Raw genomic sequence first — 16,941 nt, 5'->3', positions numbered from 1 at the left:
GACTGCCTTTCCTTAGGTGTGTGCGGGGTCGAGGACGGCCACGGCCATGCCGGTGAGCCATTCGGGCATGGACTCGTACGCCAGTCGGCGTGCGGGGGCATGGTCGAGCAGGGCCGCCATGAGCAGCCAGGTGCGCAGTTCCTGCGCTCCGTTGCCCGCCGTCTTCTCCAGTTCCTCGGTGGTGAACGCATCGGCGAGACGGTGTGCCTGGCCGCGTTCCAGCAGGTGCAGGAACGCGTGGTCGAACTCCGGGTTGATCGCGGCCTCGGCGGCACGGATGATCTCGCGGCGGCGGGCGTCGTAGTCCGGCCAGTTCTCCCGGCCGTTGAGCCAGGCGTCGACGATGAACTCCTCGTCGTCGCCGTGCGGATCGCGCCAGTCCGGCCAGGGCAGGCGGTGCGAGAGCCCGCCGGAACCGATGACGGCGACGCGGCGGTCCCCGGGGAACGCCAGCACCGTCTCCCGGATGGCGCGGCCCAGGTCGTCGCAGCGCCCCAGACTCGGCAGCGGCGGCGCGAAGACGTTCACGACGAGCGGCACGATCTCCACGTCCAGCCCGTCCAACAGGTACTGGATGGCGTGCGACTGGCCGTGGTCGATCTGGAGCCGGGCCGAGAAGGCCGCGTCGGAACGGCCGCTCTCCACGAGGGAGTTGGCGATGTGCCGGGCGAGTGCCACATCGACCGGCTGCGGCCCCTGGGGGGTGCCGGACTCTCCGCCGGCGATGCACTCCCCCACGCCGATCGTGAAGCTGGGGATCAGATCCAGCCAGAAGCCGCGGAAGTGGTTCGAGCCGACGATGATCACGGTGTCGGGGCGGGCCGAGGCGAGTGCGTCGCGCGCCGAGCGCAGCGCGTCGCGGAATCGTTCGGCGCGGTCCTTGTGGAGGGTCTCCTGCCAGTGGGTGTTCATCAGCGTGCTGTGCGAGGCACCCACTCCCAGGACGATCTCGGTCATGCGGGGTCTCCTTCCGGCGCCGCCTGCTCCGGCAACTCCGCGCGGGAGCGGGTGACGGTGTCGACGGCGGTACGGATCAGATGGCGCGTCAGCTTCTCCATGGCCCGTACGGAGACTGTGTTCATCCCCCGGGCGAAATCGATCTCGAAGGGCGCCTCGACCTCGCCGACCTTCGGCATGCCGACCCGCACCGTGGGGATGCCGCGCCCGCGCAGGATGTTCGCGTCCGTCGCGCCGCTGTTGCCCCGGATGGCCTCGTGTCCGCGGCCCTCGAACGCCTCCCAGCCGGCTGCCGCGCTGCGGAAGATCCAACTGCCCGGGTCGGTCCGCGTCCCCGGGATGGCCAGGATCATCTCGACGTCGACGTCGAGGCCGGGCAGTTTCTCCCGCAGGTCGTTCAGGGCCGCGGTGAACTCCCGCTTGGCCCGCATCGGCGTCGTGTCGGGGCTGATGCGCAGGTCCACCCTGAGCGTGCAGGCGGCCGGGGTGACGGCCGCCATGCGCGGCCAGCCGCCGCGTACGGAGGAGACGATGCCCTGCGGCGCGACGGTGCCGCTGGTGTGGCGGTCGGCGTACTCGACGAACCACTCCTCCAGGTGCCGGGCGACCTCGCCGGCGCGGGCGATGGCGTTGTCGTAGGGCAGCCGGTGCCGGGAGCCGACGTAGGTGTGCGTGCCGTGCACGGTGACCTCGAACCAGACGAGTCCCACCTCGTCCCAGGAGACCGCCCACCCGGGCTTGGCGATGACCGCGTAGTCGGTCCACACGCCCTGTTCGAGAAGGAACGAGCACCCGACGCCCTGTCCGGTGTTGCGGCGCGCGCCGCCCGGCCGGGCGTTGGTGGGCATACCGCCCGCGCCGAAGGCCGCGACCAGGTCTCCGGTGAGCGGGATACCGGCCTGGGCGATGGCCTCGACGGCCATCATCACGCAGGCGGCGTGGCCCTTCGGGTTGGACGCCCCGAGACCTACCACCAGGTCGTCGTAGACGGTGGCCTGCGGGCGCATGTCGTCCCGCAACTCGGCGCCGGCCCAGGGGAGGTCCTCGCTCTCCCGGCCCGTGGTCAGGGTGTCGACCGGTGCGTAGAGCATGAGGTCGGGCCCGGTGCCGTCGCCGTGGAGCCGGGCCCAGGCGTTGGCCTGACGGTCGTCGAGCGGCTGGACGGCGGCATGGCATCCCGAGGCCCGCAGGGTGTCCGCGATGTGGGTGGCGAGCGGCGCCTCGTCACCGGTCGGACTCGGGATGTCCACGAGCCCGATGATCAGCTCCCGCAGGCGGTCACCGGTGACGTGCCGCCAGGCCTCGGCAACCCAGGCGGCGCGCCGGTCGTCCAGCCCGGACAGCCCCGTCGTCGTGTCGCCGCTCACTGGTTGATCCTGTGGACCTGGGTCATGGTGGTGCGCTCGAAGCGCTTCTTGGCCAGCGGAAGCCCCACGGCGAGGACGGCCCCGGCCATCATGGCGAAGAGTGTGCGGCGCATGGTCATGCCTCCTTCTGGCTGGTGGATCCGGCGCCGGCCACGGCCAGCTTCTTGCCGTATTCCTCCTCGCTGAGGTTCCGCCAGGCGGTCAGCGAGACATCCGGGCGGTAGAGCTTCTCCGGGGGAGCGTCGGTGACATCGACCATCCAGGCGTCCTGGCCGGAGAACTGTCCGTGGAACAGCCAGCGAATGGCGCCCAGGTACTTGGCGTAGAAGCCGAGGGTCTTCCAGCCCTCGGTGAAGTTGACCATCACACCGACGTAACTGTGATTTTCTCCATCAATGGGAACGTAGAACTCGTAATGGATGAAATTCGGGTAGACGATGCGCAGCACGCCCGGCATGGACAGGGACGCGAAGCCGGGGAACTCCTGGGCCTCGATCGTCGGGTTGATCCTGTCCGCCTTGCCGGTGTTGCCGATGTTGAAGGTCTCCTTCGGCGGCCGCAACTTCCACCAGCGCTTGTTCGACCAGTGGCCGACGCCGGGGAAATCGGCCTCCCAGTGGACCTCGTCCTGGACCCGGAAGATCCAGCGGCCCCTGGGCACGATCCGGGTGATGTTCCACGTCGGCATCGGCTTGAACAGCCGCCACAGCGCCGTGCGGTGCAGGTACTTGGCGTGGCCCTCGTCGAAGCCGTTCTCGCAGGCGAAGCGCCAGTTGCCGCCGCGCGACTCGATGCGGCCGCCCATCACGAAGGCGTTGTCGACGAGTTCCTCGGGAAGCTGCGAGTCGATGGGGTGGGGTTCCTCGTCGGCGAGGGGGATGTACACCCACACCATGCCGAGGCGCTCCTCGACCGCGTACGTCCGCACCTGGACCTTGCCGGTCAGCCGGCAGCCGGGCCCATCGGTGATGACCGCGGACAGCTTGCCGGTGGGCAGGTCGAACGTCCAGCCGTGGTACGGGCAGCTGACCGTGCCGGGGAACTGCTGGTTGCCCTCGGACAGCGGCACCCCACGGTGCGGGCAGCGGTTGTGCAGGGCGTACACCTTGCCGCCGTCGCGGATCAGCGTGATCTTCTCGCCACAGATCGTGAACGGAAGCGGCTTGCCGGTGATCCGGCCGGCCCAGGTGACCGGGTACCAGTACCCGCGGAATCCGGCGCCCGCCCCGTCGTAGTGGGGCCACGACGCCCAGTCCTGCCGACCGGCCGACCCAGCGGGACCCCGCCCGGGCCGGCTCCTGCTCCTGGTGGCCGGCGAATCCTCGCCCGTCGTCATCTGCGTGACCTCCTGCTGCCGTTGCCGTCGGTGCATGGCCACGAGCATCCGGTCATCCGCCACGACCGCCTACGGAACCGTTCCGCTGAACAGACCGGGCTCGGCACCGGTCCGCGAACCGACGCACAGCCGGTCCGGCAACGGCGTGACAGGGCATGGTGCGCGCGTCCCGCTCAGCGGACTGCCACCGGCGCGGGCCCTGATCGCCGTGTTCTAGGGTGCGCCAGTTCACTTCGCCAAGGCCCGGACAATGAGCAGAAGAAATGGAGTGGAACCGTGAGCGGTGAGACGTCGCGCGCGCTGGTACTGGAGGGTTTCGGCGCGTTGCCCCGGCTGGTGGCCCAGCCCGTGCCGGTGCCCCGCCCCGGCCATACCCTCGTACGGATGCTGGCGGCGCAGGTGGGCCACCTCGATCTCAACGTCGTGGACGGCGCGTTCGGGATCCTGCCGGACCTTCCGGCGGTACCGGGCACCACGGGGTGCGGGGCCGTGCTGGCCTCGGACAGCCATCCGGAGGGCCGCCTGGTCAGGATCAACGGCAAGGGGCTGGGGCTGCGCCGGGACGGCTGCTGGGCCGACCACGCGCTGGTGCCCGACGCGGCCGTGACCGCGGTTCCCGACGGCACGGACCCCGCCCTGGCGTGCAGCTTCTTCTCACCGGCCGGCACGGCCTGGGCGGCGGTCCACTCGGTCGCCGCCGTGCGGCCGGGCGAGCGGGTCCTGGTCACCGGCGCGGCGGGCGCGGTCGGATCACTGGCGGTGCAGGTCGCCGCCCGCGCCGGAGCCGAGGTGATCGGCGTCGTCGGCCGCCCGGCGAAGCTGGGACACGTCCCCGCTGTCGCCAGGGCGGTCCTGGCGACCGAGTTGTCGGCCGAGGCCGTGGGTGGACGGGTCGACGCGGTCGTCGACACCGTGGGCGGCCCGGTACTTCAGGGCGCCCTCACCCTGGTCCGCCCGCGCGGGCGCGTCGCCCTGGTCGGCTACACGGCGGGACGCCGGTTCAGCGTGGATCTGGCGGACTTCCTGCTGGCCGACGTGGCGTTGCTGCCGGTGAACCTGATGACGCGGGGCAAGGAGGTCGCCGGGGACGCCGAGCGGCTGCTGGCGGAGCTGGCGGCGGGCGAGCTGAACCTGCCGATCGAACGTTACGGGCCCGACCGGCTGTCCGAGGCGACGGAGCGGCTTCGGACCGGGGCGGCGGTCGGGAAGGTGGTGCTCGACTTCTCCTGAGCGGTATCAGCCCAGGACGACCACCGCGTGGCCCCGGCAGCAGACGATGCCGCCGGGGCCGTCGCCGTCCGCGGCCTCGCCGGGGAAACGGTGTTCTACGAGGTCGAGGGTGACCTCGCCCGTGACGGGGTCCGCTTCCCGAACGGTGCCGCTCACACGCAGCCGGTCGCCGGGATACGCGGGCGCCCGGTTCTGCCAGGCAACCTCGCGCACCCGGCCCGCCGGGCCCGCGAAACCCGCGGCCGTCCGCTGGAAGAGGCAGCCGTGGAGCTGTGCCATGACCACCGGCCCGTCCAGGCCCTCGGACCGCGCGAAGGCGGTGTCGTAGTGGATGCGGTGCGTGTTGCGGGTGACCGCGCCGAAGCGCAGCAGCATGATCTCGTCGGGCACGAGCTCCACCGGTGGCACCGGCTGCCCCACGCTCAACCGGGCGAGCACGCGGTATCCCTCATCGGACGATGAACCTCTCCGTGACCGTGACGAGGAGCCCCCGCCCGGTGGAGTACGCCTTGTCGACGGTGATCAGCAGGAAGCCCGGCGCGACACCCTTGCGCTCGACGGCCGTGACGGCACGGCGCACATCGATCCGGTCGCCGGGCCGCACGTCGCCGGTCCACCGCACCTCCTGCCCGCCGGCCATGAGGCGGACATCGAGGCCGTCGGTCCCGGGCACCTCGTCGCGGTACATCCCGTCGGGCCGCAACTCGTGGGCGTCCGGTCCCGGTTCGGCACGCAACAGGCTGACCACGTACATGGGGTGGACCACGAACGCCGGGTGGCCGGAATCGACGAGTCGCGGCGTGGTCTCCCCCGCGGCCCGCGCGAACTCGGCGGCGCTCTCGGCCCGTACGACGCCCAGGGAGCGCGGCTCCCACCGCCCGAGGGCCGCCCGTGCCCGTTCCTCGGCAAGGTCCAGTTCGGTGGGGGGCATGCCACCTCCGTGATCGATCGGATGCCGGAACGCTAGGGGACGCCGCGCCGCGGCAACCACGGATCCGGCCCGCTGAGCGGACCGCTTCGCTTGGACCGGCGGTCGGCGGCCCGACACCATCCGCCTATGGATCTCATGGCCATTCAGACGCCCCCACAGGGCGCCTACGCGGAGGCGGACGGCGTCGAGTACCACTACATCGAGATGGGCGAGGGCAGCCCGACGATCTTCCTGCACGGCGGCGGCCCGGGATGCACCGGCTGGTCGGACTTCGGGCAGGCGGCTCCGCTGTTCGCCGCGGACCGCCGCTGCTTCCTGGTGGACATCCTTCAGTACGGCAAGTCGGCGAAGCCGGTGATCAAGGGTCCGATGTGGGACTACCACGCGGCCAGGACCGTGGCGCTGATGGACTCCCTCGGTGTCGGGCGCGCCGACTTCGTCTGCAACTCGTGGGGCGGGACGATAGCGCTCAACCTGGCCGCCAAGTACCCCGAGCGCGTACGGTCGTTGGTCATCACGGGCAGCATGCCGGTCTTCCACGGCCCGCTCGCCCCGCTGCCGGAGGGCGGCCGCCGCGGACGCAACGCCCGCGACGTGTACTACGGCGGTGACGGCCCGTCCCGGCAGAAGATGCGGGACCTGATCGGGCGCCTGGAGTGGTACGACCCGGAGGCCGTGCCCGAGGGCACCGTGACGCTGCGCTACGAGCAGAGCCTCGACCCGGAGGAGACCGCCCTCGCCGGCGCGTCGGACAACCCGCGCGGGGACTGGCAGGACCTGTCCGCCGAGCTCGGCCGGATCGAAGCCCCCGCGCTCTTCCTGTGGGGGATGTACGACGCCTTCCTGACCCCGGACTACCCCCTGATGCTCGCCCGAATGATCCCCAAGGGCAGTCTGCACGTGATGAGTCACGCCTCCCACCACCCCCAGGAAGAGCGGCCCCACGACTACTACACCGTCGTCACGGGCTTCCTGAACCAGCACCACGACTGACGGAGAACGGAGGACACGTGACCGCATCGATCCCGCGCGTCGTCGAGCTGACCAGCCCGTTCACCCGGTTCGCCGGCCGGCTTCTGGTCGGACTCGGCTACGAGGTGGTGCTGGTGGAACCCCCGGAAGGCGATGAGACGCGACGCGAGCTCGACGGGGACGCCTTCACCCACTGGCACGCCGGAAAACGCTCGGTGACCATCGACCCGGCGGCGTCCCCCGCCGGGCTGCGCCGCCTGCTGTCGGGCGCCGACGTCCTTCTCGACGGCACCCCCGGCGGCATGGAGGCGGCGGCCGAGGGCCTCGACCACCTCGTCCATGTGCGGGTCACCCCCTTCGGGCTGGTCGGTCCCCGAAGCGGCTGGCAGGGCACCGATCTGGTGGTGGCCGCGCTGGGCGGGATGCTCGCGCAGGCCGGCGATCCCGACGGCCCGCCGCTGCGTCTGCCGCAGGACCAGGCCGAGCATCTCGCGGGCGTGAACGCGGCGATCGCCGTCCTGCTCGGGCTCCGGGCACGGCGCCGGGGGCCGGGGCAGCTCATCGACGTCTCCGCCCAGGCCTGCGTCGCGGCGGCCCTGGAGGCGGGGACCCTCGCCTACCTGCACGAGGACCGGGTACCGCCACGGCCGGGGCGGGTGCACCCGCTGGTCCCGCACGGGCTGTTCCGCGCCGCCGACGGGTACGTGGGCGGCGGACTCGGCGGCAGCCCACGCATGTGGGACGCGTTGCTGGCCTGGCTGTGCGAGGAGGGCGCGGAGGCGGACCTGACGGAGCCCAGGTGGCAGGATCCGGTCGAGCGCAAGAAGCACCAGGGCCATGTGTTCAAGGTCGTCCAGGACTTCGTGGGCACCTGGCCCAAGGCCGACTTCGCCGAGCGGGCCCAGGCCAGGAAACTGCCCTGGGCGGCCGTCGACCTGCCGCCCGAACTGCCGGGCAATCCACAGCTCGCCGCGCGGAAGTTCTTCACGGAGGCCGGGGGCCGGACCGACCTCGGCTTCCCGTTCGCGTTCCCCGAGGGCCGCAGGGTCACCTCACTCACCGTGCCAGGTCCCGGCGCCGACCAGGTCCTGCTCGACGAGCGGCGCGCGACGCCCCCGGTCGGCGACAGCGGCGCACGCGGCCTGCCCGCCCTGGACGGAGTACGGGTGCTGGACCTGACGTGGGTGCTGGCGGGTCCGTACTGCACCAAGGTCCTGGCCGACCACGGCGCGGACGTCATCAAGGTCGAGTCCGTCCGGCGTCCCGACCCCACCCGGTTCGCCCCCTTCATGCACCTCTCCCGGGGCGAGCACACCGACCCGAACACCAACGGCTACTTCAACGAGACCAATCGCAACAAGCGCAGCATCGCGCTCGACACACGGACCGAGGACGGCGTCGCCGTGCTCCGCGAGCTGGTCGCCTCCTGCGACGTCCTCGTGGAGAACTTCAGTGCCACGGTGATGAGCAAGCTCGGCCTCGGCTACGACGTGCTGCGCGAGATCAACCCGGGCCTCGTCTACGTGAGCATGTCGGGCATGGGCCACACCGGCCCACGGGCCGGCTGGGTGTCGTACGCGGACACCGTCTCGGCCGGTTCGGGACTGACCGGGCTGACCGGTTGGGGGCCGGACGATGTGGTCGGCCTCATCTACGGTCACGGCGACATCGTCGCCGGCCTCCAGGCGGCGCTGGCCACGGTCGCCGCGCTCGAACACCGCACGGAAACGGGCCGCGGACAGCACATCGACCTGTCCCAGCTCGAGGCGGTCACCGCGCACCTGGGGACGAGTCTGCTGACGTCGTCACGGTCGCCGACCGGCAACACGCACCCGCGATGGAGCCCGCAGGGGGTGTACCGGTGCCTCGGCGCGGACCGTTGGCTGGCCGTCAGTGTCCGCTCGGACGAGGAGTGGACGGCCCTGTGCGAGGCGATCGAGCGTCCCGATCTGGCCGCCGACGACCGGTTGCGCACAGCGGACGGCCGCAGGCGGGAGGCCACCCTGATCGACGGCGTGCTCGGCGCATGGGCACGGGGCCTTCCCGCCGACATGGCGGCCGAGCTGCTTCAGGCGCGGGGGATTCCGGCGGGGGCGGTGCAGGACGGCCGCGATCTGGCGGAACACGACCCGCAGCTGAGGGCGCGGAAGTTCTACGTCCGTGGAGAGCACCCGGCCGCGGGGGCCTTTCTGCACGAAGGTGTGCCCATCCGCCTCACCGGCACGCCCGGTTCCGTCCGCAGCGCCGCACCCGTGCTCGGCGCCGACACCGACGCGGTACTGCGTGAGGTGGCCGGCTTCACCCCGGATCGGGTGAAGCGCCTGCGCGAAGCCGGAGTGCTGCGTTGAACGGCCTGACCGTGCCGGCTCTGGTCGAGGCCGCGGGCGAGAAGTTCGGTGACCGGATCTTCCTGCGCATAGGAGACACGACGCGGACGTACGCGCAGACCCGCGAGGCCGCGGCCACCATGGCCGGGGCGCTGGCCGAACTCGGCTGCCGGCCGGGCGACCGCGTCGCGGCCCTGATGTCCAACCGGACAGAACTCGTCGACCTGGTCCTCGGCTGTGCCTGGCTCGGAGCCGTGGCGGTGCCGTTGAACACGGCGCTGCGCGGCCGGTCGCTGCGGCATGTGCTGCGGGCGGCGCAACCGCGGTTCCTGTACGCTGAGGCGGAGTTGGCGATCCACGCCGTCTCGGCCGGACATCGCGGGGTCGTCTGGGAGGTGGGCGGGCAGCACGCTCCGCTCCCCGGCAGGACCGAGGCGATCCGTCCCGCCCCGGTCCGTCCGCGGGACACCGCCGCCATCCTGTTCACCTCGGGAACCACGGGGGCGGCGCGCGGTGTGCGCTGCCCGCAGGCCCAGTTCGTCCGATGGGGCCGCAATGTGTCCGGCGCCCTGCGCCTCACCCGCGACGACGTGCTGTTCACCTGCCTGCCGTTGTTCCACACCAACGCGCTCAACACGCTCGCGCACGCCATGACGGTGGGCGCGAGCTGTGTTGTGGGCGGGCGGTTCTCCGCTTCGCACTACTGGACGCAGGTCGCCGAAGCCCGTGCCACGGCCGTCTATCTGCTCGGCGCGATGATCCCGATGCTGCTCGCGCAGCCGCCCGGGCCGCAGGACCGGGCACATCAGGCGTGGCGCGGGCTCTCCCCGGCGACCCCGGCGCCGGTGTGGCAGCCCTTTCGGGAGCGTTTCGGGGTCACCCTCGTCGACGGGTTCGGCTCCACGGAGACGAACCTCGTCATCGGCGCGACACCCGAGGAGTACCGGCCCGGCTACATCGGTACCCTGCGCGCGGGCTTCTCCGCGCGGGTGGTCGACGAAGCCCTCGATCCCGTCGCCGACGGTACGCCCGGCGAACTCGTCGTGCGCAGCCACCAGGAGTACGCGTTCTGCACCGGCTACCTGGGCGAGCCGGAACCCGCACCCGACTCCTGGCGCCGCACCGGCGACCGCGTGGTCCACGAACCCGACGGCTGGTTCCGCTTCGTCGACCGCATCAAGGACGTCATCCGTCGTCGCGGCGAGAACATCTCCTCGTACGAGGTGGAGTCGGCCGTCCGCTCCCACCCGGCGGTCTTCCAGGCCGCCGCGTTCCCGGTGGCCTCGGAACTGGCCGAGGACGAGGTCATGGTCGCGGTCGTCGTCCGGCCCGGCAGCACGCTGGACCCGGCGGACCTCGCCCGGCACTGCGCGCGTGAGCTCCCGTCCTTCGCCGTGCCCCGGTACATCGAGATGGTCCCCGCCCTGCCGCTCACCGAGACGGGCAAGATACGCAAGGCGGAGCTGCGGGAGCGCGGCGTCGCCCCGGGCACGTGGGACCGCACCGCCGAGCGGCTGTGAACGCCTGCCGCGCTCTGCGCGCGACCGGCGGCGGGACGCGTCCACCGCCGGTCGCGACGAGCCGGTTCCCTACCGTACGGCCTCGGACAGCGTGCGCTTGGCCGGCCGGCCTTCCTGCATCACCAGCACCACGTTCGCCGGGTCGCCGAGCAGATCGATGTCGGCCACCGGGTCGCCGTCGCACACGATGAGGTCGGCGGTCTTTCCCGGCTCGATGGTGCCGAGCGTCTCGTCCAGCCCCATCAGCCGAGCGGCGTTCAGCGTCCCGGCGCGGATGGCCTCCAGCGGTGACAGGCCCAGCTCGACCAGGTGCCCGAGCTCCCGGAGGTTCCGGGCGTGCGGAACGGCGCCCGCGTCGGTGCCGAGCGCCACCTTCACTCCGCGCCGGACCGCCTCACCCAGCCGGTCCATGGCGGCTTCGGCCATGCGCATCTTCTTCTCGTAGGCCGCGGCGGTGAAGCGTCCCGGGTCGACGTGGAAGGTCGACAGCGTCGGAACGATGAACGCACCCCTCTCCAGCATCAGATCGATGCCCTCGTCGTCGATGAGATAGCCGTGTTCGATGCTGGTCACGCCGCCACGCAGGGCGTTCTTGATGCCCTGCGCGCCCTGTGCGTGGGCGGCGACCGGGCGCCCGCGATGCCGACGGGTCTCGTCCACGACCGCCGCGATCTCCTCGACGGTCAGGCCCTCGTCCTCGGGCTGGTCGCTCGGGCTGTTCACACCGCCCGTCGCGCAGATCTTGATGACATCGGCACCGTCGTGGAGCAGCCGCCTCGTCGCCAACCGGACCTGAGCGGGGTCGTCCGCGAGCTCGCTGAACGGCTCGAGCAGGGCCGACGGGTCGAACCCGGTCGGCAGGCTGAAGTCGGCATGCCCGCCGGTGTGGCTCATCAGCCTCACCGCGACGTGCAGCCGGGGCCCTTCGATCAGGCCGAGCGCCACCGCGTCCCGATAGCCGGCATCGATGCCGCCGAGGTCGCGCGCCGTCGTGATTCCCGCATGCAACGTCTCACGCATGCGCCGTGCCCGCTCGAAAACGGTGACCGTCGGGCGGTTGGTCAGCAGCCTCCCCGTGAAATCGGCGTTGCTGTCCATGAGGAAATGCAGGTGGCAGTCGAAGAACCCCGGCAGGAGCGTACGTCCGCCGAGATCGATGACCTCCGCGCCGTCGATCCGCGGCCGTGAGGTCTCCGGCCCGACATAGGTGAACCGGCCGTCCTCCACCACCACGGCCGCCGCGTCGACGGGAGCGGCAGCGGTTCCGTCGATCACCCGGGCGCCGGTGAACACCGTGGGCACCGGCGATCGGTGTGCGAGATTCTCGGTCATCTTCCACTCCTGTCCCGCGAGAGGCGCGGCATCGGCATGTCGTCCGCGAAGACCGGAGGACGGAGCGAGTCCCAGGGACGCTCTGCCTCCAGCTGTGCCGCCACGGAGACGAGCAGGTCCTCCCGCCCGTAGGCCGCCGCCAGCTGGATCCCAATGGGCTCGCCGGACTCGGTCAGGTGGGCGGGAACCGCGATCGCGGGCTGCCCGGTCGTGTTGAACGGCGCGGTGAAGGTGAGCACGTCCACCGACTTCCGCAGGCCATCGGCTTCCTGCCATGGCCAGCCCACCGGCTTCGGCGGCGTGGCGAACACCGGGCTCAGCAGCAGGTCGAATCGGAGCCACCAGTCGGCCATGTCGGCGCGCAGCCTCTCCTGCCAGGCGAAGGCTTCGGCGAGCTCCAGCCCGGTGATCTCGCTGCCGCGCCGCAGCCAGAACCGGGTGACGGCGTCAAGGTCGTCCGGGCCGGGCCGCTCCCCCAGTTCCGCGCTCAGCGCCTCGACGGTCTGCACCACCGTGACGCTGAGAGCGTCGAAGAACGCCTTCAGGCACATGGGGTCAAGCATCGGCTCGGGATAGGCGTGCTCGACCTCGTGTCCGAGCCGCTCGAGTATCCGGGCGGTGTCCAGCACCGCCTCCCGTACCGGGGGCGCGACCTGCGGGGCATGGTCGGGGGCATGGGCGAGGACACCGATCCGGAGCCTTCCCGGATCGCGGCCGACCAGGGCGGCCAGGCCGTCCGCCGGAAGGGGGGCGGGCCCGCCCCGGTCTCCCGGCGCGCCACCGCTCACCGCGTCGAGGACCGCGGCGGTGTCGCGTACGGTCCGGGTGACCACGGCGGGGACGCTGTGTCCCCATCTGCTGGGCCTGCCCGGGCCCGCGCTGATCCGCCCCACGCTCGGCTTCAGGCCGAGCAGATGGCAGAACGCGGCCGGCATCCGGATCGACCCGCCGCCGTCGCCGCCCTGCGCCACGGGCACCATGCCCGCGGCGACCGCGGCCGACGCGCCGCCCGACGAACCACCGGACGTCACATCGGTGCGCCAGGGGTTCCGGGTGACCCCGTGGACGCCGCTCTCGCTGACCGAGAGCAGGCCGAACTCCGGAGTCGAGGTCTGGCCGACCACAACGAAGCCGGCCCGCCTGAGCCGTCGGGTGATGACCGCGTCCTCCCTGGCGACGCGGCCGTGCCCGGCCACCCACGCGCACCCGTAGTTCGCCGGATCGCCCTTGCTGTCGTTGAGCGCTTTCACCAGCGTGGGCACTCCCGCGAACGGCGCGTCCCCGCGGATCCGCCCCGCCTCGTCGAGCGCCTGCTCGTAGCGCCGGTGGGTGATGGCGTTGATCTGCGGATCGGTCGCCTCGATGCGCTCGATGGCGGCCTCGACCAGCTCTCTCGGCGCTGCCTCACCCCGCCGGACCAGATCCGCCTGGGCCACCGCGTCCAGGCCGGCCGACACCCTCATGCGCGGATCTCCTCATCTGCGGGGAAGTGGCAGGCGGCCGCATGCCCCGCCCGCACCGCGGACAGTTCCGGAGTCTCCAGCCGGCAACGTGTCTCGGCCCGGGGACACCGGGCCGCGAACGCACACCCCTGGCCCTGTCCCTGCTGGTCGCGCGGGGCCTCGTCCGCCGAGCGCGCCGCGCCCGCGTCGGGCCGGTCACGCGGATCGGGCGACGGAACGGCTTCGAGCAGCGTTCTGGTGTACCAGTGCGCCGGCGAAGCGAACAGGGTGTCCGTCTCCGCGACTTCCACGACACGGCCCGCGTACATCACCACGACCCGGTCGGAGATGGCCTGGACCACCGCAAGGTCATGGGAGATGAACAGGTAGGTCAACTCCTCCGTTCGCTGGATCCTGAGCAGCAGATCCAGCACCTGCGCCTGCACGGAGACATCCAGCGCCGAGGTCGGCTCGTCCAGGACCACGACCTCGGGCCGGGCCGCGATCGCGCGTGCGATGGCGATGCGCTGCTTCTGGCCGCCGGAGAACTCGTGGGGCAGCCGGCTCGCTGCTTCCGGTGGCAGGCCGACCTCCGCCAGCACCTCGCCGATCCGCCGACGCGCCTCGTCACCGGTCACACCGCTCGTGGCCAGTGGCTCGCGCACCGAGGCCGCCACCCTCAGCTTCGGGTTCAGCGAACCCGCCGGATGCTGGAACACCATCTGCACGGCACGCCGGAAGGCCTTGAGCCGCTTGCCCCGGAGCCTGCCGTAGTCGGCCCCGTCCATCTCCAGCCGGCCCGAGGTGGGCCGGTCCAACCGGACCAGCATCTTGGCGAGGGTGCTCTTGCCCGAACCGGACTCGCCGACGACGCCCAGGACCTCTCCCCTGCCGACACGCAAGGAGACGTCCCGGACCGCGTGCACGGCATGGCCCCGCGAGCGGAAACTGCGGCTCAACCCGTCCACCGCGAAAAGCGCGGCGCCGTCCGGACCGGCGTCGCCCACCGGTGCGTCCTCCGGCCGGTGCCGGAGGTGACCGCCCACCCTGGGCACCGAGTCCAGCAGCATCTTCGTGTACGGGGAGACCGGACGCACCAGCACCTCCTCGGCGGTGCCGGTCTCGACGATCTCGCCGTCCCGCATGACGGCGACCCGGTCCGCGGTCTGCGCGATCACGCCGATGTCGTGCGAGATCAGCAGGATGGCGACACCGAACTCGTCGCGGATCGTCCTGAGCAGCCGCAGGATCTCCGCCTGCACCGTGACGTCCAGCGCCGTCGTCGGTTCGTCGGCCAGGAGCAGCCGTGGTTCGCCGGCCAGCGCGAGCGCCATCGCCACTCGCTGCCGAAGTCCACCGGAAAGCTGGTGCGGATACTGGCGTGCCCTGCGTTCCGGTTCCGGCACCCGCACCCGGTGGAGCAGATCGAGCACGGCCTGGTGCCGCGCCCCGCCCTTCAGACCACGGTGCCGCGCCAGTACCTCGCCGATCTGCCGGCCGACCCGCATGCTCGGGTCCAGCGCTCCCATGGCGTCCTGGAAGACCATCGCGACGTCGCCGCCGCGCAGCCGCGTCAGCGCCCTCTCGTCCGCGGCTGCCAGGTCGGTGCCGCATACCTCGAACAGATCGGCGTGTACCCGCGCCTGCTTCGGCAGCAGTCCGAGGCAGGCCATCGCCACGGAGGTCTTCCCGCTCCCGCTCTCCCCGATCAGACCGACGATCTCCCCGGCCCGGACCGTCAGGTCGATCCCACGGACGCTGGGCGGGGCCGTGCCGTATCGGATGCTGAAATCACGGAACCGCAGTACGTCCGTCTTCCCCGTGCCGTCCACGGCAGCGACGTTCATCACCGCTCCGTCGCGATCCAGGCGTCCTTGAGGAACATCCGGGTACTGGACGCTTCGGTCCTGAACCCCGCGACCTTGCCGGACCACACGTCGTACACGGTGGGTGAGGCATACGGGACGAGGACGTACACCCGCTGTGCCACGTACCGGTTCAGTTCCTTGTACATCCGGGCGCGGTCCTGGTCACTGCCCGCCTTCTGGATGGCGTCCGACATCCTCCGCCACAGCACCGGGTCGTCGACCTTCGTCGACTTCGCGCCCTTCTCGAACCACAGGCTGAGGTACTGACTCGCATCGGCGTTGAGAGAGGACGTCAGTTGAATCATGTCGGCGTTCCACTTGCCGGACAGCAGGTTGCCGATCAGCTGCTCGAAGGGGATCTGGACGATGTCCACCGTCACGCCGATCTTCGACAGCTGTTCCTTGATGAGCTGCGCGGTGGCGAGTTTGTCCGGCCGGTTCGACCGGATCGCCAGTTTGAGCTTCACGGTTCCCGCCCCCGACCGGTCGAGGAGCCGCTTCGCCTCGGCCGGGTCGTACTCGGCGTTGGGCAGGTCAGCCTTGTCGCCCTTGTCGCCCTTGTCGACCTTGTCACCGGACAGGACCGGGTCCCCGGCCGGGATGACCCCGGAGTCGACGCCGGCCCCCTGCGATCCGATGCTGATCAGCTGCTTCCTGTCGATGCCGAGGCTGATCGCCTGCCGCACCTTCTCGTTCGCCAGTGGACCGCTCAGGGTGTTCAGGCCCAGCCAGTACGCGCCGACGTCGTGCCTGTCGCCCACGGTGAACCCGCGCTTCTTGAGCGAGGCCGCGTTCTTCGGCAAGGAGACCTGGATGGTGTCCACGGTCCCCGACTGGAGGGCCTGCACCCGGGTGGCCTCGTCGGGCATGACCCGGTAGTCGATCTCGTTGATGTACGGCTTCGACCGGTCCCAGTATCCGTCGAACCGAATGGTCTTGATGAGGGAGCCCTCCCGGAACTCCGAGAGCTTGTAAGGCCCCGTCCCGTTCTCCCTGGTCTTGAGGTCGTTGGCCGAGTGGGACCGGGCCCACTGCTCGCTGACGATGCCGGCGCTCCAGGGCTGGGCGAGCAGGTGCAGCAGGGACGACTGCGGCTGGGCCAGCTTCACCACGACCTTGTCGGCGCTGGGTGCGGTCACGTCCTTGAACTTGTAGAGCGACGCGTACGGCGAGTGCACCGCGGGATCGACGATCCGCTTGAGGCTGAACGCCACGTCACTGGCGCTCAGCACCCGGCCGTCGTGGAACCTGACGTTGTGGCGCAGTGTGAATTCGTAGGTTGTCGGCGTCGTCTGCTTCCATGAGGTCGCCAGTGCCGGCCGCAGGGAGGTGCCGTCGGGTCCGAGGGAGAGGAGACCCTCGTAGAACTGTGCGGCCATGCGCTTCGCGTCGAGCGCCTGGGCCAGGATGGGGTCGAGCCCGCTCAGTGGCTGGCTCTCGTCGCCGACGACGAGGGTGCCGCCGCGGTGCGGCTTGCCGCCTCCCGTACGGGACTGCGCCTGGCCTCCGCCTCCGCAACCCGCGAGTGCCGTCGCCATGGCGGTGACCGCCGCGACGGTGACCGCCAGTCTCCCGACCGGCCTGAGTGATGTCATGGTGAGGCTTCTTTCTTTCCGTGACCTGGGGGAGGAAACACTTGATCGCTGCCGCTGTGCACGG

At 71.3% G+C, this 16,941-nt stretch carries 13 protein-coding genes; 4 read left to right on the top strand and 9 right to left on the bottom strand.

Going from position 1 to position 16,941, the window contains the following annotated elements; translation table 11 throughout:
• Window positions 1–12: 12 nt before the first annotated feature.
• The 3 genes from ABTY62_RS42715 to ABTY62_RS42705 form a co-directional block, all read right to left on the bottom strand.
• The gene (locus tag ABTY62_RS42715) at window positions 13–957 is read right to left on the bottom strand and encodes a DODA-type extradiol aromatic ring-opening family dioxygenase (protein ID WP_352134775.1); all 945 of its coding nucleotides are present in this window, start codon (window positions 955–957) and stop codon (window positions 13–15) included.
• Window positions 954–2,324, bottom strand: coding sequence for a M20 family metallopeptidase (locus tag ABTY62_RS42710; RefSeq protein ID WP_352134774.1), 1,371 nt, complete (start codon window positions 2,322–2,324; stop codon window positions 954–956). The genes ABTY62_RS42715 and ABTY62_RS42710 overlap by 4 nt, the downstream gene beginning before the upstream one ends.
• A 115-nt stretch (window positions 2,325–2,439) precedes the next feature.
• Complete coding sequence (locus ABTY62_RS42705; RefSeq protein WP_352134773.1) at window positions 2,440–3,696, bottom strand: Rieske 2Fe-2S domain-containing protein; 1,257 nt, start codon at window positions 3,694–3,696, stop codon at window positions 2,440–2,442.
• 240 nt (window positions 3,697–3,936) lie between these two features.
• Between ABTY62_RS42705 and ABTY62_RS42700 the strand changes: the two genes are divergently transcribed.
• The gene (locus tag ABTY62_RS42700) at window positions 3,937–4,890 is read left to right on the top strand and encodes a quinone oxidoreductase family protein (RefSeq protein ID WP_352134772.1); all 954 of its coding nucleotides are present in this window, start codon (window positions 3,937–3,939) and stop codon (window positions 4,888–4,890) included.
• Between the two features lie 6 nt (window positions 4,891–4,896).
• On the opposite strand, the gene ABTY62_RS42695 is transcribed toward ABTY62_RS42700, so the two are convergent.
• Both ABTY62_RS42695 and ABTY62_RS42690 read right to left on the bottom strand, forming a co-directional pair.
• Entirely contained in the window at window positions 4,897–5,328 is a 432-nt protein-coding gene (locus tag ABTY62_RS42695) for a hotdog family protein (RefSeq protein ID WP_352134771.1), read from the bottom strand.
• Between the two features lie 10 nt (window positions 5,329–5,338).
• Window positions 5,339–5,821 carry an FAS1-like dehydratase domain-containing protein gene (locus tag ABTY62_RS42690; protein ID WP_352134770.1) on the bottom strand — a complete coding sequence of 161 codons (483 nt, stop codon included), beginning with the start codon at window positions 5,819–5,821 and terminating at the stop codon, window positions 5,339–5,341.
• A gap of 126 nt (window positions 5,822–5,947) precedes the next feature.
• On the opposite strand from ABTY62_RS42690, the gene ABTY62_RS42685 reads away from it, so the two are divergent.
• Genes ABTY62_RS42685 through ABTY62_RS42675 form a run of 3 tightly spaced genes read left to right on the top strand, consistent with a single transcriptional unit; the run spans window position 5,948 to window position 10,640 of the window.
• Complete coding sequence (locus tag ABTY62_RS42685; protein ID WP_352134769.1) at window positions 5,948–6,814, top strand: alpha/beta fold hydrolase; 867 nt, start codon at window positions 5,948–5,950, stop codon at window positions 6,812–6,814.
• A 17-nt stretch (window positions 6,815–6,831) separates the two neighbouring features.
• Window positions 6,832–9,141, top strand: a complete 2,310-nt coding sequence (locus ABTY62_RS42680) for a CaiB/BaiF CoA-transferase family protein (RefSeq protein WP_352134768.1) — start codon at window positions 6,832–6,834, stop codon at window positions 9,139–9,141.
• Complete coding sequence (locus ABTY62_RS42675) at window positions 9,138–10,640, top strand: AMP-binding protein (RefSeq protein ID WP_352134767.1); 1,503 nt, start codon at window positions 9,138–9,140, stop codon at window positions 10,638–10,640. The genes ABTY62_RS42680 and ABTY62_RS42675 overlap by 4 nt, the downstream gene beginning before the upstream one ends.
• A gap of 69 nt (window positions 10,641–10,709) precedes the next feature.
• On the opposite strand, the gene ABTY62_RS42670 is transcribed toward ABTY62_RS42675, so the two are convergent.
• From ABTY62_RS42670 to ABTY62_RS42655, 4 genes are read right to left on the bottom strand one after another with little or no spacing between them, the layout of a single operon-like run.
• On the bottom strand, window positions 10,710–11,972 hold the full coding sequence (locus tag ABTY62_RS42670; RefSeq protein WP_352134766.1) for a metal-dependent hydrolase family protein: 1,263 nt from the start codon (window positions 11,970–11,972) through the stop codon (window positions 10,710–10,712).
• Entirely contained in the window at window positions 11,969–13,435 is a 1,467-nt protein-coding gene (locus tag ABTY62_RS42665; RefSeq protein ID WP_352134765.1) for an amidase, read from the bottom strand. Before ABTY62_RS42665 ends, ABTY62_RS42670 begins: the two co-directional genes overlap by 4 nt.
• Window positions 13,432–15,261, bottom strand: a complete 1,830-nt coding sequence (locus tag ABTY62_RS42660) for a dipeptide ABC transporter ATP-binding protein (protein WP_352134764.1) — start codon at window positions 15,259–15,261, stop codon at window positions 13,432–13,434. The genes ABTY62_RS42665 and ABTY62_RS42660 overlap by 4 nt, the downstream gene beginning before the upstream one ends.
• Window positions 15,261–16,877: an ABC transporter substrate-binding protein gene (locus ABTY62_RS42655; RefSeq protein ID WP_352134763.1), complete on the bottom strand. Its 1,617-nt coding sequence runs from the start codon at window positions 16,875–16,877 to the stop codon at window positions 15,261–15,263. The genes ABTY62_RS42660 and ABTY62_RS42655 overlap by 1 nt, the downstream gene beginning before the upstream one ends.
• Between the last annotated feature and the right edge of the window lie 64 nt (window positions 16,878–16,941).

Origin of the sequence: Streptomyces sp. NPDC097640 (genome assembly GCF_040302705.1) — a bacterium.
In the GTDB taxonomy this organism is placed as follows: Bacteria; Actinomycetota; Actinomycetes; order Streptomycetales; family Streptomycetaceae; genus Streptomyces.
This window is presented reverse-complemented; position numbering and strand designations above follow the sequence as displayed.